9 protein-coding genes are annotated in these 14,907 nt (G+C 41.9%); 4 read left to right on the forward strand and 5 right to left on the reverse strand.

Going from position 1 to position 14,907, the window contains the following annotated elements:
* Window positions 1–3: 3 nt before the first annotated feature.
* A complete protein-coding gene (gltB, locus tag CJ305_RS14440) occupies window positions 4–4,512 on the reverse strand; it encodes a glutamate synthase large subunit (RefSeq protein ID WP_099647002.1) in 4,509 nt (1,502 codons plus the stop codon).
* A 473-nt stretch (window positions 4,513–4,985) separates the two neighbouring features.
* Here gltB and CJ305_RS14445 point away from each other — a divergent pair, with 473 nt between their 5' ends.
* From CJ305_RS14445 to CJ305_RS14455, 3 genes are read left to right on the forward strand one after another with little or no spacing between them, the layout of a single operon-like run.
* A complete protein-coding gene (locus tag CJ305_RS14445; RefSeq protein ID WP_223248881.1) occupies window positions 4,986–6,119 on the forward strand; it encodes an outer membrane beta-barrel protein in 1,134 nt (377 codons plus the stop codon).
* A gap of 18 nt (window positions 6,120–6,137) precedes the next feature.
* The gene (locus tag CJ305_RS14450) at window positions 6,138–6,476 is read left to right on the forward strand and encodes a P-II family nitrogen regulator (protein ID WP_099647004.1); all 339 of its coding nucleotides are present in this window, start codon (window positions 6,138–6,140) and stop codon (window positions 6,474–6,476) included.
* Between the two features lie 29 nt (window positions 6,477–6,505).
* Complete coding sequence (locus CJ305_RS14455) at window positions 6,506–7,744, forward strand: ammonium transporter (protein WP_099647005.1); 1,239 nt, start codon at window positions 6,506–6,508, stop codon at window positions 7,742–7,744.
* A 66-nt stretch (window positions 7,745–7,810) separates the two neighbouring features.
* On the opposite strand, the gene CJ305_RS14460 is transcribed toward CJ305_RS14455, so the two are convergent.
* The gene (locus CJ305_RS14460; protein ID WP_223248882.1) at window positions 7,811–8,155 is read right to left on the reverse strand and encodes a DUF4870 domain-containing protein; all 345 of its coding nucleotides are present in this window, start codon (window positions 8,153–8,155) and stop codon (window positions 7,811–7,813) included.
* Between the two features lie 164 nt (window positions 8,156–8,319).
* Here CJ305_RS14460 and CJ305_RS14465 point away from each other — a divergent pair, with 164 nt between their 5' ends.
* A complete protein-coding gene (locus tag CJ305_RS14465) occupies window positions 8,320–9,603 on the forward strand; it encodes a hypothetical protein (protein ID WP_143469392.1) in 1,284 nt (427 codons plus the stop codon).
* A gap of 70 nt (window positions 9,604–9,673) precedes the next feature.
* Here the strand turns inward: CJ305_RS14465 and CJ305_RS14470 are convergent, their stop codons facing one another.
* From CJ305_RS14470 to CJ305_RS14480, 3 genes are read right to left on the reverse strand one after another with little or no spacing between them, the layout of a single operon-like run.
* Window positions 9,674–11,143 carry an oligosaccharide flippase family protein gene (locus tag CJ305_RS14470; RefSeq protein ID WP_099647007.1) on the reverse strand — a complete coding sequence of 490 codons (1,470 nt, stop codon included), beginning with the start codon at window positions 11,141–11,143 and terminating at the stop codon, window positions 9,674–9,676.
* Between the two features lie 2 nt (window positions 11,144–11,145).
* Window positions 11,146–12,429: a glycosyltransferase family 4 protein gene (locus CJ305_RS14475; RefSeq protein ID WP_099647008.1), complete on the reverse strand. Its 1,284-nt coding sequence runs from the start codon at window positions 12,427–12,429 to the stop codon at window positions 11,146–11,148.
* A 28-nt stretch (window positions 12,430–12,457) separates the two neighbouring features.
* On the reverse strand, window positions 12,458–14,896 hold the full coding sequence (locus tag CJ305_RS14480; protein ID WP_099647009.1) for a YfhO family protein: 2,439 nt from the start codon (window positions 14,894–14,896) through the stop codon (window positions 12,458–12,460).
* Window positions 14,897–14,907 lie beyond the last annotated feature (11 nt).

The following is a 14,907-nucleotide window of genomic DNA, read 5'->3' on the forward strand; positions in this document are numbered from 1 at the left end:
CTATTATTCCGTTAAATCTGTTAATTTTTCTTCTTCTTCCAGTCGTATTAAAGCTCTTCGGTATTCTTCCGGCAGTACTTTAACAAACTTGGGCAGGTAGGTATTCCAATCTTCTAGAATACGCTGTGCCAGCGAACTTTGGGTGTAATTATAGTGGTTTGTGATGAGCTCACGAAGCTGATTGATATCGTCTTCTTCGGTCACCGGATCAAGGTTCAAATCTTCAGCATTACACTTCGATTTAAAGTTTCCATCCACATCTAAAACATAACCAATACCGCCACTCATACCGGCACCAAAATTACGTCCGGTTTTACCCAGAATCACGGCAACACCTCCGGTCATATATTCACAACCGTGATCACCTATACCTTCTACCACAGCAACAGCACCACTGTTACGCACGCAGAAACGCTCACCCGCTACCCCGTTGAAATAGGCTTCCCCGCTGGTCGCACCATAAAGTGCCACGTTACCAATGATGATGTTTTCATTAGCCACAAAGGTTGCTTCTTCAGGAACCTTAACAATCAGGCGGGCTCCGGAAAGACCTTTACCTACATAATCGTTAGCATTACCATCTACTTTAAGCGTTAAACCGCGCGTGGCAAAGGCTCCAAAACTCTGACCTGCAGAACCTCTAAAGTTTACCTTCAGTGTATTGTCTGGTAAGCCCTGTTCGCCGTAAATTTTTGAGATTTCGTTACTCAAAATAGCACCTACAGCACGATCGAGGTTTGTGATATCCAGATCTAAAGTGGTTTTTTCCTTACGAAATAGAGCCGTGTGGGCCAATTCTATGATTTCAAAATCGATAGATTTCTCTAAATGATGATTTTGAGTTTCCGTATTGTAAATCTTCACTCCCTGTGGCACCTGAATGTTGTGCAGTATGGGCGAAAGATCAATACCAGCAGCCTTATAATGTTCAATGGCTTTGTTACGATCTAATTTATGTGCCTGTCCAACCATCTCATCAACGGTACGGAAACCAAGCTGAGCCATAATTTCGCGTAACTCCTCTGCGATGAAATACATAAAGTTCACCACATGTTCCGGCTGACCCTTGAATTTCTTACGTAATTCAGGATTCTGAGTAGCAATACCTACCGGGCAGGTGTTTAGGTGACATACGCGCATCATAATACAGCCCGAAGCTACCAATGGTGCGGTTGCGAAACCAAACTCCTCAGCTCCCAATAAACAAGCTACTGCCACGTCACGACCCGTTTTAAGCTGACCATCACACTCCAGGCGAATGCGGCTACGCAGATCATTAAGTACCAAAGTCTGTTGTGCCTCGGCAATACCCAATTCCCAGGGTAAACCAGCGTGACGCAATGAAGTGAGTGGTGAAGCTCCTGTACCACCATCGTAACCTGAAATCAGGATTACATCGGCCATCGCTTTAGCAACACCCGCGGCAACGGTACCAACACCTACTTCTGAAACCAGCTTCACGTTGATACGTGCTTCCCGGTTTGCAGATTTCAGGTCATAGATTAGCTGCGCTAAATCTTCAATCGAATAAATATCGTGGTGTGGTGGTGGTGAGATCAAACCTACGTAAGGTGTACTCTTACGGGTCTTGGCAATAAATTTATTTACCTTTTCACCCGGTAACTGACCACCTTCTCCGGGTTTTGCACCCTGAGCCATTTTTATCTGAATTTCAGCAGCACTGGTCAAATAGTTACTGGTTACTCCAAATCGACCGGAAGCTACCTGCTTAATGGCCGAGTTTTTCCAGTCACCGTTTGGACTCTTGTAAAAACGCTCTGCATCTTCACCTCCTTCTCCACTGTTACTCTTACCGCCAATACGATTCATCGCAACAGCTAAATTTTCGTGGGCTTCCTTACTAATAGACCCGTAAGACATCGCTCCCGTTTTGAAACGTTTTACGATTTCAGTCCACGGTTCTACTTCTTCAATTGGAATAGGATCGTAATTCGAAAATTCAAACAGACCCCGAATAGTCATCAATTGCTTAGACTGCTCGTTTACCAGTTTAGCGTATTCCTTATATGTCTTTGGATTGTTCTGACGTACGGCTTCCTGAAGTTTTGCTATGCTTAACGGATTAAACATATGTTTCTCACCGTTACGACGCCAGCGGTAATCCCCTCCTATTTCCATCTCCAAGTTTCCGGAAATATCCTGTCTCTTAAAGGTGCGGTTGTGGCGCTTGGCAATCTCCTGCTCTACTTCGTAAAGTCCTATACCTTCAATACGGCTGGGCGTATTGGGGAAATATTTGTTGATCAACGAAGAATTTAAACCAAGAGCTTCAAACAGGCGTGATCCGCGATATGAATTCAGGGTAGAAATACCAATCTTATTCATAACCTTGATTACTCCTTTACCTACAGCTTTGTTATAATTTTCAACAGCCTGCTGGAATTCAATATTCTCGAGGTTTCCATCAGCGATTTCTTCTCTGATGATTTCATTCACCATATACGGGTTGATCGCACTGGCTCCATAACCAAACAGCAAGGCGAAATGGTGAACTTCACGAGGCTCTGCAGATTCAACAATGATACTCATTTTAGAACGCTGTCCGCTGCGGAAAAGTCCGCTGTTCATATACGAAGTCCCTAATAATGCAGGGATAGGCGCCATCTTTTCATCAACGCCACGGTCTGAAAGAATCAGGATCGTATGCCCTTCATCAATAGCCTGTGAGGCCTGAGCAACCATATCGTTTAAGGCATCTTCAAGTCCGTTTAAGCCCCGATTTGCTTCGTAAAGCATCGGGATGGTACGCACTTTAAAATGCGGATGATCAAAATTTTTGATCTTATCTAAATCTTCTTTAGAAATTACCGGATTCTGAATGCGGATTTTCTTACAGTACTCGGGTACAATTTCCATCAGGTTTGTATCCGGACCCAGAGTCAGGCTCAAATCGGTTATCAATTCTTCACGAATACCATCAAGAGGCGGGTTTGTTACCTGAGCAAACAGTTGTTTGAAATAGTTGTACAACAACTGGGGGCGATCTGAAAGCACCGCCAAAGGAGTATCTGCCCCCATAGAACCAATAGGTTCTTTACCTTTATTAGCCATTGGTAAAATGATGGTGCGTATATCTTCCTGAGTATAACCAAAAGCGTTTTTACGCAAATCAAACACCGTATCTTCTTTTTCAAGCTCTACGTCACGGTAAGGTATGTCTCTAAGATGTACTCTGTGTTCATCAAGCCATTTGCCATACGTATTTTGAGTAACAATACGTTCCTTAATTTCTTCGTCATTTACAATACGTCCCGCTTTCATGTCTACTAAAAACATCTTACCGGGCTCCAGTCTTCCGTGAAACTCTACATTCTCAGGTTCTATTTCTAAAACTCCGGTTTCTGAAGACATAATCACATATCCCGTCTTAGTTACGGTATAACGAGAAGGACGTAATCCGTTTCGGTCTAAAACTGCACCAATATAATCACCATCTGTAAAAGGAATAGACGCCGGACCATCCCAGGGTTCCATAATACAGCTGTTAAACTCGTAAAAGGCTTTTTTGGCCTCACTCATTTCTTTGTGCTTTTCCCAGGCTTCAGGAACCAGCATCATCATAATTTCCGGTAGGGAACGGCCAGACATCAGCAAGAGCTCTACCACCATATCCATAGAAGCAGAATCTGACTTACCCGGAAGGATTATCGGGAATAACTCTTTAATCTCCTCACCAAACCATTTAGACTGAAGCAATTCTTCACGGCTGCGCATACGCGAAACGTTACCACGCAGGGTATTGATCTCCCCATTATGACACATATATCTGAATGGCTGTGCCAAATCCCAGGTTGGGAACGTGTTGGTAGAGAAACGCTGGTGAACCAATGCCAGGCGTGTGGTAAGTTTGGGATCTAAAAGATCAGTATAGTAATACTTAATATCTTCAGGCATGAGAAGCCCTTTAAATATCAAGGTCTTATTAGACAAACTGGGAAGGTAAAAATAAGAGCGTTCTGAAAGTTTACTCTTTAATATCGTATGCTCGGTAATTTTACGGGCGGTATAGAGTTTAATCATAAACTCCTGCTCTTCCATCGAAGCATCGGGTTTACCCACAAAAATCTGCTCGATATGTGGTTCTACGCTGGCTGCAATACTTCCTAAGTAACCGGCATCAACCGGAACTTTTCGCCATCCTAATAAAACAAGTCCTTTAGCCTTTAATTGCTCTTCAAATATTTTCTTACAATAGGCTCTCTGGTTTTCCTTTTTAGGCAGGAACACATTACCTACTGCATACTCGCGTGCCTCGGGCAACTCAAAGTCACATTTTTCCTTAAAGAAGTCATAAGGTATATCTATAAGTATACCTGCACCATCTCCTGTTTTTCCATCACTACTTACTGCACCCCGGTGTTCGAGTTTTTCAAGAATTTCAAGAGCCTTATGAATGATATCATTAGACTGCTTTCCTTCTAAACTACAAATGAACCCCGCACCGCAATTTTCGTGCTCCCATTCTGGTGAATATAAACCTTGTTTTTCCATAAAATTTAAGCTCTTTTTTAACGTCAGAATGATAAAGCTATTCAATAAACTCAAATGCCAATAATTTTCAAGAATAAGATTTTTATTATTTCATTTTTAGCAAAAAATTGACTTTTAATTATAAAGAACTCAAAATAAACGGGTCGTTTTTATTGAATATGAAACGCATTTTTGCCGAAAAATGGCGATTTCGGCAAAAAGCAGAAATTATCTTTTTCTTAAGTCAATGTTAAGATTTGACGTTTTTGGTGCTTTTTTATCCTAAAATTTAATAAAAAATGGCAAAAACGGCACATAATCCATAATTAAAATGGCAATTTCAGGTTTTCGCAATCGCTTTCGTATAACATACCCTAAAAAAAATGGGGGTATAATTACATAAATAGCAAAAATTAAAGGGTGACCCCCAAAATATTTGGGGGTAACTTCAAAATATGTCTAGTTTAGCAACTCACCAATTAATCAATTTTAAAATGAGAAAATTACTAGTACCCTTTATGCTATGTTTAAGCTTAACTGCTTTTGCGCAAGAAGAAGAAACTTCATGGACAGATGGTTTTACCTTATCTGGATCTGTTGATGCCTACTTCAGACAAAACATTACAGCTCCCAATAAACTTATTGATGTTGATGGAGATGGAGAACTTGACACCTATCCAGCTCCAGGCTCGTCTTTTGCAAACCAACCCGGTTTTGCACTTGGTATGGCTAACCTGGTTCTTTCTTATGAAAAAGGAAGCGTAGGTGCTGTAGCAGACCTTGTTTATGGTCCGCGTGGTACAGATGCCGTTTTTGGTTCAACTACCGCAAGTTCAAGTATTGTTAACCAATTATACGTGTATTGGAATGCCAGCGAGAGCGTAACGTTCACCTTTGGTAACTGGAATACCTTCTTAGGATATGAGGTAATCTCACCTGCTGCAAACTTCAACTACTCTACATCCTATATGTTCTCTTACGGACCGTTCTCACACAGTGGTCTTAAAGCAGACTTCGCTATAGATGAGAGCTGGAGTGCAATGCTTGCCATTATGAACTCTACAGACTTTACAGATTTCAATCCTTTCGGAAGCTACACTTTTGGAGGTCAGTTAGGATATTCTGGTGATTCTGGAAGCACATTCTTAAATGTACTTTACGGAGATCAGGGCGGTAACTATACCGATGAAGGGGGTTCTGATGGATACGGTTCTACATTCCAGGTTGATTTAACAACCGGATATGATTTATCTGACTCTTTTTACTTAGGTCTTAATGCCACTTATAATACTACGGCTGCAGGAGATTTTGCAGAAGAAACAGGATTCTACGGCGTAGCTCTTTACGCTCAGGCGGCACTTAGCGATTCATTTTCTATAGGATTGCGTCCTGAATATTTCAGCGAATTTGGAGACTTTGGAGCCATTGGAGGTACAGATGCTAATGGCGATGCAAATGTTTTCGCTGTGACACTATCCGGTAACGCAAAAGTTGGTCCTTTAACATTTATTCCCGAATTTAGATTAGATTCTGCTAGCGAGGATGTATTCCTGGATGATTTTGATGGGACACCATCTTACTCAGGAAGTCTGGGATCATTCCTACTTGCGGCCGTATATTCATTTTAATCTAAAATCACATTTACAATGAAAAAAATTGAAGCAATTATTAGAAAATCTAAGTTCTCAGCTGTTAAAAAAGCTTTGCACGAAAAAGGAGTAAACTTCTTTTCTTACTGGGATGTTACCGGTTTAGGAAACGAAAAGCACGGTCACGTTTACCGCGGAGTTTCGTACAGCACCAGCGACATTCAGCGCAGATACCTTTCTATAGTAGTTAACGATGACTTCGAGCAGGCTGCAATTAGCGCTATACTCGAGTCTGGAGCAACAGGCGAAGTAGGTGACGGTAAAATCTTTGTCTCTAATGTAGAGGAAGCTTACCGAATCAGAACCGGAAAGAAAGGTGGAGACACTTTAAACTAAAAATTAACCTTATCAAAATACTTTAATATATGGAAGCAGGATTATTTACAGCAAACAACGTATGGATGATGATCTGTACCGGGCTGGTGTTTTTTATGCACCTGGGTTTCTCCTTTCTTGAGATTGGACTTACCCGTGAGAAAAACACAATTAATATTTTATTTAAAAACGTTTTTATCATTTGCGTAGGCCTTTTGGTTTATTACATAGGTGGATTTAACCTAATGTACCCAGGCTTTGCAGAAGATTCATCTGGTATCTTCAGTTTTGCCGGTTTTGGTATCGCTCCTCCTGAAAATGGAATGACTCCGGAATATGCAGACGGTGGATATACCTGGTGGACTGATTTCCTTTTCCAGGGAATGTTTGCCGCTACAGCTGCGACAATTGTTTCTGGTGCAGTTGCTGAGCGTATTAAACTGGGAAGCTTTATGATTTTTACCGTGATCTATGTAGGTCTGGTGTATCCAATTGTAGGTTCCTGGAAATGGGGTGGCGGTTTCTTAGATGCAATGGGCTTCTATGACTTTGCCGGTTCTACATTAGTACACTCTGTAGGTGGATGGGCAGCTGTTATAGCAATCTATTTACTTGGAGCACGTATTGGTAAATTTGATGAAAACGGTAAGCCCAAAGCAATCCCGGGTCATAATATCCCGTTTGCTGCTGCTGGTGTACTTATTCTTTGGTTAGGCTGGTTTGGCTTTAACGGGGGTTCTGTACTTTCAGCTGATCCTGAATTGACGTCGCTTACACTGGTTACAACATCTTTAGCTGCTGCTGCAGGTGGTGTAAGTGCATTTATCGTATCTACTATAATGTATAAGAACTACGATCTTACGATGTTCCTAAACGGAATTTTAGGTGGGCTCGTAGGTATTACTGCAGGTGCAGATCAAATGTCTCCAAATGACGCAGTTATTATAGGTGTTATTGCCGGTGCAATCATCGTATTTGGCGTTGCTTTAGTTGATAAACTTAAACTGGATGATCCTGTAGGTGCTGTTGCAGTACACTTAATCTGTGGTATCTGGGGTACGCTTGCTGTTGGTATCTTTGGTGCTATGGCAGGTATGGAACAGTTTCTAAATCAGTTAACTGGCGTAGGTATTGTAGGAGCATTTTGCTGCGTAACCGCATTTATCATTCTATTTACACTTAAAGCCACATTAGGACTTCGCGTTTCTGAGAAAGAAGAGCTTGAAGGTCTTGATGAGCACGAGCACGGTATGAGTGCATACCCAGACTTTGGTCTAAACGAGCACTAATTTGTCGATTTAATTATATATTGTTAAAACCGCGCTTCTGGCGCGGTTTTTTCATTTATAAGAATTTTATTTCAGAAACTGAATAGTTCCCGGATAATAAGTAGGCTCTCCATTTGCAGCCTTAATCGCGTTAATGATGGGAAGCACCAGGGCGATAATCGCGATTACTAGTATTCCAAACACTCCCAGACCACATAACAGAATTGCAGGTATACATATAATAGAGTATAAAAACAGACTGATTTGAAAATTCAGGATTTGTTTACCCGATTCATCCATCCCCATAACTTTATCTTTTTGGGTTAACCAGATAACCAGCGGAACCACAAATCCTCCAAAACCGGTAACTAAATCCAATAATTGACTCAGGTGTGTTATTACTATTAAATTTCGATCTTCTCTAAGCATCATAATTGATTGATTTTTTGATTGATTACGCTTATTGGTAGCATATCCAGTCCATTTGTTACAAACGGCCCACACAACATTTCCAATTTATGGCACGTTACTTGTAACATATATACTGTACCATCCAAAAAGCTAAAATGAGTACAAACAATCTAAATCCTTTTATTATGAAAAACTTAATCTTTTTATTCGTTGGTCTGCTTACAGGCCTTGCTCCGTTGAAGGCGGAGACTCTGGATGGTGTATATAGAAATTATTACGACGGCAGCCGCTATATCTTTGTTGAAGGTGGTGTTGAGTTTTCAGTATACCCAGATGGAGAGTTTGATTTCGTATTACCGCAAATCGCTCAAAACTACGTAAATGTCAATGTGAATGCAGGTCCGGTAAATATCAGCTACAATAGCGGTTATAATTACGATCCTTTTGTACAGTATGATGATTATGGTGCTGTTATTCAGATCGAAAATGTACCGGTTTATTACGACAACTGGGGACGTATCATACAGGCAGGTAGTGTCTATATTAACTACAACAACAATCGTATTGTTAATGTAGGTGGTCTGCGCGTTTTCTACAACGGCCCACGATTCTCACACGTAAGCGGTTTCATAAATATCTATAATAGAAATTATGTGTATCACCCCTATCACAATTTCTTTTACAGACCTTATTTTGACAGATGTCTGGTATATAACAGACCGTATAGAAGATACTATTCTCCCGTACGTTATGATTATGCCTACCACCGCAGTCATTATGAGTTAGGTTATCGCAACGGTTACCGTAATGCTTATCACGACTTTAAACGCCCTAGTGGACGTATAGCACACAACAATGCCCGAAGAGGTAGTTATTATGATGCACGTCAGCGCGTAAATACTGATCGTAACTACAGCAGATCGTCTTCTTCAAGAAGTTCTAGTGATCGAAATGTACGCAGTGCATCGAATGGAAGAACATCAAATTCACGTAGTGTTACTAATGGTAGATCAAGTTCTAGTCGCTCTGATAAAGCCATTATCAATTCACGATCTTCAGATCGCAATGTAGTTAGTAGAACTAGTCAGGCTCGTAGTGCGCAGAGCAGATCTCAAAATACAGCAAGCAGACAACGCAATGCTACTCCGCAGCGTCAGGTAGCACAGCGTGGCAATTCAGACCGAAATGTACAGGCGAGAAGTTCATCTTCTAATCGCAATATTCAGGTTAGAACGACAGCTCCGCAGCGCCAGGTAGCTCAGCGAAATACCTCAAGCCGTCAAACGCAGGCACGTAGTGCCGCTCCACAGCGTCAGGTAAGCCAAAGAAGTACCACACCGCAGCGCAGTGTACAGCAACGTTCTCAAAGTTCGCGAAGCAGCAATGCTGCACGCAGCTCAAGCAGCAGCAGAACGCGTAGTTCTGATGCCAGCCGATCCAGAGGTAACTCCGGAAGAGGCAGAGGATAAAATTTAATATCCACGTGATGGATTAAGATTGATTTTTTGGTTGGTTAGTTTGGAAGGTCCCGTTTCTGATTTATTCAGAGCGGGATTTTCTTTTGAAAACCACCTGATCAACCCAACCGGTTACTTCAGGCGACATTTTAAAAAGATATACCGCTAAACTATAAATTACGGTAAGAAGGATTGATTTTAGAGCAATCGCAAGAATGGGATTAACCGAAAAATCCCAAAAATAAAAACCACAACCTAAAGCCAGGAGTAAACCCCCTACTCCTACTGACTCCCGGGTGAAAGGCTGCATCTTAAATTTAGCATAGACCACGGCAATCTTGGCAATCACATATCCTACCGAAGCAATAAAAGTCGCGATCGCAGCCCCGTTGACGCCTAAAGCAGGGATAAAAATTAAATTCAAAATAACCGCCACCACAACCAGAATAATACCCAAAACCAAGACCAATCTATAATAATCTGAATTGTACAGTATCGCATTGTTGTTGCCCATAATGTTATCGGCCAGTTTTGCGAGCGAAATAAGCAAAACCACATATAATCCTTCACTATACGAAGGATCAAGAATTAAATACAGGCTTTTGATATTGCAAATAATCAATAGGAAAATGAGTCCGGAAACTACAAAAAGCGTTAATGAACTTTTCTTATACAAGTCCTTAAGTTCCAGAAACCGCCGGTCATTTAAATAATTCGCTGTAAGTGGATAAAGGATTTGATGCATTGCCCGCGCCGGCACAGCAATTACCGTAGCGATATAAATCGCGACAGCGTAGTAGGCCACATTCTGAATAGGAACCAGTTTACCCAACATAAACATATCGATGTCCAGAATCATCACGGCTACCGACCCGGCGAGAATAATGAGTACGGCGTACTTTAGAATTTTTGAAAACTCTTCGGGAATTGCAATCTTAAAACGGGGCTTTCTCAAATGAAAGGCATAACTAAGCATGATCAGCATCCGCAACACATAAACCAGCGTAACCCCATATAAAAACTGGGGAATGGTCAGAAAATCAGCAGCAAAAAACAACAACAATACCATTACTCCAAAGCGGTGGAATACTTCGTTCATCACGGTTCCAAAAACACTTTGCAACTGCGTTTTGGCCCAGGCATAACCAATCTCAAAATACGCCATTGCGATTGCAATGACTCCTATTAAATAAACATAAGGTCGAACGATTTCATTCTTAGAAGCCAAAAAATCATTTATTGAATCGTAGAGTAATCCCGAAATGAATAACAGCGGAAGAATTACCAGCAACGGAAGAATCAACATAAAACTCAAAAATACATCCTGTTGCCTGCCGGAATACTTCGAATAAAATTTAATCAGGGTGTTTTGTACTCCTACCGAAGCGAAAGGCATTATCAACGTTGCCGTACTTAACAGGAAGCCCACCAGACCGTAATACTCATCTTCAAAAAACTGAACGTAAAGTACCAGCGTATTGAGCGCACCAATACCAAACCCCAGATAGGTTGTAATGAGATTTTTAACCGATTGTGAGGCAACAATTCCCATACTTATAAACGGTGTAAAATAGCTGCAAGTTCTGCCGTTAAGTGCCTGCGCGTATATGCTTTTAAATCTGCATCAACAGTAGGCATGCCTCTTTCCTTAAACGCACGGTACGACGTCAGCAGCGTTTCTTTGAGTTGTGCCTTCTGAGCATATTCAAAATAGAAGCCCGCATTGGTATCTTTCAATAGCTTCTTAACGTCTGATTCTGCCGGACCAATGGACAAAACCGGTCTTCGGGCCGCAAGATACTCAAATAATTTCCCGGGAATAATCAATTGGGTCTCTGCGGAATCTATTTCGATCAAAACCAAAATTTGGCTGCTGCGTTGCATCTGTAAAGCCTCCTGATGTGAAATATAGCCGTGTAGTTTCAAATTTTCTTCCAAACCTTCCGCCTTAATTGAATCTACCACCGAAGCGCTGATTTTCCCGGCCAGATTGATTCTTAAATCAGATCCAAACTCCGGTAATTCAGCTTTAAGTTCTCGCAAAACTTCCCACAATACCTTTGGATTTCGATCTTCAAGCAGTGAACCTATATGTGAAAGGCTGAATGATTTATCAAGATTAATTTCAGGTACATTTTCCTCATCAAAACCGTTGGTAATGCAGCTCACCGGTTTTGGAGTTTGGGCTTCAAAAAACTTTTGGGTGGCATAACTGGTGACCAGAAGATGATCTGCACCGGTGAGTACTTTTGATTCAAGCTCGCTGTGTTTCTTTTGAGAAGCACGGGTAAGCTTCAGTTTTTTCTGATAGCCAATCTGTGTCCAGGGATCCCTAAAATCGGCCAGCCAGGGCAAACCGGTTTTAAATTTCAGCCGAAGGCCTATAAGATGTAAACTGTGTGGAGGTCCGGTAGTTATGATGCAATCAACCGGATTATTTTTAAGATACTGCTCTAAAAAATGCACGGAAGGCTTAATCCAAAACTTACGCGCATCGGGGATAAACAGGTTGCCCCGTACAAAAAGCATCAGCTTCTGGAGCACCGACTGTTTTTCTTCAGCCTTGATAATACCCGAGCTCAACTGTTCGGTGCTTTTTTTGGAAAATACCGAAGCTAAACCATAAGGCTCAAAAATAGGCTGCTTAATGACTTCGATTCCTTCCGGTATTTCAGCCAGCAGGCTTTCATCCTGTATGGGATAATGCGGATTTTGAGGCACGTAAACTACGGGTTCGATCTCAAAATCCCGTAAATATTTTACAAACTTTAGCCAGCGCTGCACCCCCGGTCCACCTGCGGGAGGCCAATAATAACAGATGATCAGCGCCTTTTTCAATGCAATGCGTATGTCGTTTAATTCGCTTCTATGCTTCGGTCTCCCGAGACCTTTTAATGCTGAATGCCAAAGCTCCCAGCAACAGGACTACCAAAATAACGTTACTTGCCAGACTTATGGTACTTCCGGTCCTGACTACCTGGGGTTCAAACTTAAACTCAATTGTGTGCTTTCCGGCCGGTACCTTCATACCACGTAGGATGTAATCTACTTTAAAATGTTCCGTAGGCTTTCCATCGATATAAGCCTGCCAACCGTTAGGGTAATATACCTCGCTAAATACAGCCAGCTTATCGCCCGAAGCCTGTGATTGATATTTCAAATAATCCCCACGATGTTCTACTAATTTTATAGACTGAGTAGAATCCTCTGGAAAAACATTTCGCTCTAATAAACTGGCAAATTCCTGCTGTATCACTGCAGTCTGGCGCACGTTAATACTGTCCAAAGCCAAAATCTCTGCATCTGCATCGGGTACTATCTTAAGGTTTTGCACAAACCAGGCATTACCGGCAGCCTGTGGATTGATCTGCACCTGCTCCTGCCCTTCTTCGTTTTGGGTAATGATGTATTTGGTATTCAATAAATTAAGCGGAACCAGATTTCCTTCGTACAAATAAAATTCGATCAAATCCTGTAAACGAGCGGGTTTAGCCCCATGATACCCGCCTATCGAATTGTGAAAATAACTGGTACGTGCTCCATTTAGACCTACACTTTGCTCGTATACGCGATAGCGCGTGGTATCTTTTAATATTTCTTTGTCCGCTTGAGTTGGCTGAAACGGCTGCTCCACCAAACGCGCACTCATAAAGTTTTCAGTGTTTACATAACGACGGTCCACGTTTACCAGATCGAAAACAATCAATGCAGCAACCGCAATAATCACCTGGGTTTCCTTCAGTTTATCTTTCAGGTAAAACCAAATCAAACCTGCAGTTATCAGAATCAAAACCAAAGTCTTAATTGTATCACTAACCAGTAAAGCCTTTCGGTCTTCTTTAACGGCAGTTATGAATTCCATTCCAAAATTCTGAATGTAATAGGCGTCATTTCCACCGGCAAACGAGAATAGGCTGCCATTAAATAACAAGATGATGAGTGCAAGTCCGCCTGTAATACCGGTTGTCCATTTTAAGGCGTTCAGCTTACGGTCAAGAGGTTCGGTCTTTTGCAACACTTTATAAAGTCCGAAAATAGCCAGAACAGGAACACACAATTCGGCAATCACCTGAATCGAAGTTACCGCTCTGAATTTGTTGTAAAGCGGAAAATAATCAATCCACAAATCGGTGAACCAGGCTAGATTTCCGCCATAGCTCAACAATAAAGCCAATACCGTGCCTCCTGCAAGCCACCATTTGATACGGCCACGTACCAAAAATAGACCCAAAACGAATAGGAAAACCACGACAGCACCCAGATAGGCAGGTCCTGAAACACCGGGCTGACTGCCCCAGTAATACAGGCCAAACTGCCCAAAAATAGATTCTACCTGAGCGGGTGGCACTCCCTGACGCATTAAAAATTCGGTAAAGGCGCTGTCTTTATCGTAAGGCTCAGAATTTGAACCCCCATACAAACCGGCAATAAAAAGGTTTAGGGTTTCAGAGATACCATAGCTGTATTGGTTGATGTAGGCTTTATCAAGACCCGCGACGGCTTCTTTTGGAGTTCCGTCAGGATTGATGGTAAGTTCGCTGGTTCCACGCGTACTGAAATTACTGTATTCTGAAGTAGCCATCAGACTCGCAGCATTAGATCCTATTGCCAGGCCTACGGCTAAAACCAAAATACCTACGCTTTTAAAGAAGTGAGGTAGTTCTTTCTTGCGTATCGCATCTATAAAATACGCGATACCTAAAACAATCACGAGCAGCATCAGATAATAGGTCATCTGCACATGGTTTGCCACAATCTCGAGCGCCATAGCCACTGCGGTGAGCAAAAACCCCCAGATGTATTTTTTCCGGAAGGTGAGTAAGATTCCGCTTAAAACCAACGGCATATAGGCAATGGCGTGTGCCTTGGCATTGTGTCCCACGCCCAAAATAATAATAAGATAACTACTGAAACCAAAGGCTAACGCACCGAGGCCGGCGTAACGCCAGTCGAGCTTTAAAATCAGCAACAGAATATAGAAACCTATAAAATACAGAAAGAGATAATCTGCAGGTCTGGGTAAAAAGCGTATTCCCAGATCGAGACTTTTAATCCAGTTGTGTGGATATTTAGCTCCAAGTTGATAGGTGGGCATTCCCCCAAAAGCGGCATCAGTCCAGTACAACTCCTCCCCGGTTTGCTCCCGGTGATCCATCAACTCTTTGGCCATCCCGCGGTATTGCTGAATATCGCTTTGATACATTTTCTTACCGGAAAGAACCGGACTGAAATATAAAAGTGCAGTAACTATAAAAACCAAAACCACAGCGAGGTGTGGTAGTATTTTTTTAAACGAAAAAGTCATATTGAAGTGCT

This window comes from Leeuwenhoekiella nanhaiensis (assembly GCF_002744755.1).
Lineage (GTDB): Bacteria > Bacteroidota > Bacteroidia > Flavobacteriales > Flavobacteriaceae > Leeuwenhoekiella > Leeuwenhoekiella nanhaiensis.

What these genes read in the sequence shown, in the direction of transcription:
- gltB (WP_099647002.1), bottom strand. Translation starts at nt 4,512, where the DNA reads ATGGAAAAACAAGGTTTATATTCACCAGAATGGGAGCACGAAAATTGC.
- CJ305_RS14445 (WP_223248881.1), top strand. Translation starts at nt 4,986, where the DNA reads ATGAGAAAATTACTAGTACCCTTTATGCTATGTTTAAGCTTAACTGCT.
- CJ305_RS14450 (WP_099647004.1), top strand. Translation starts at nt 6,138, where the DNA reads ATGAAAAAAATTGAAGCAATTATTAGAAAATCTAAGTTCTCAGCTGTT.
- CJ305_RS14455 (WP_099647005.1), top strand. Translation starts at nt 6,506, where the DNA reads ATGGAAGCAGGATTATTTACAGCAAACAACGTATGGATGATGATCTGT.
- CJ305_RS14460 (WP_223248882.1), bottom strand. Translation starts at nt 8,155, where the DNA reads ATGATGCTTAGAGAAGATCGAAATTTAATAGTAATAACACACCTGAGT.
- CJ305_RS14465 (WP_143469392.1), top strand. Translation starts at nt 8,320, where the DNA reads ATGAAAAACTTAATCTTTTTATTCGTTGGTCTGCTTACAGGCCTTGCT.
- CJ305_RS14470 (WP_099647007.1), bottom strand. Translation starts at nt 11,143, where the DNA reads ATGGGAATTGTTGCCTCACAATCGGTTAAAAATCTCATTACAACCTAT.
- CJ305_RS14480 (WP_099647009.1), bottom strand. Translation starts at nt 14,896, where the DNA reads ATGACTTTTTCGTTTAAAAAAATACTACCACACCTCGCTGTGGTTTTG.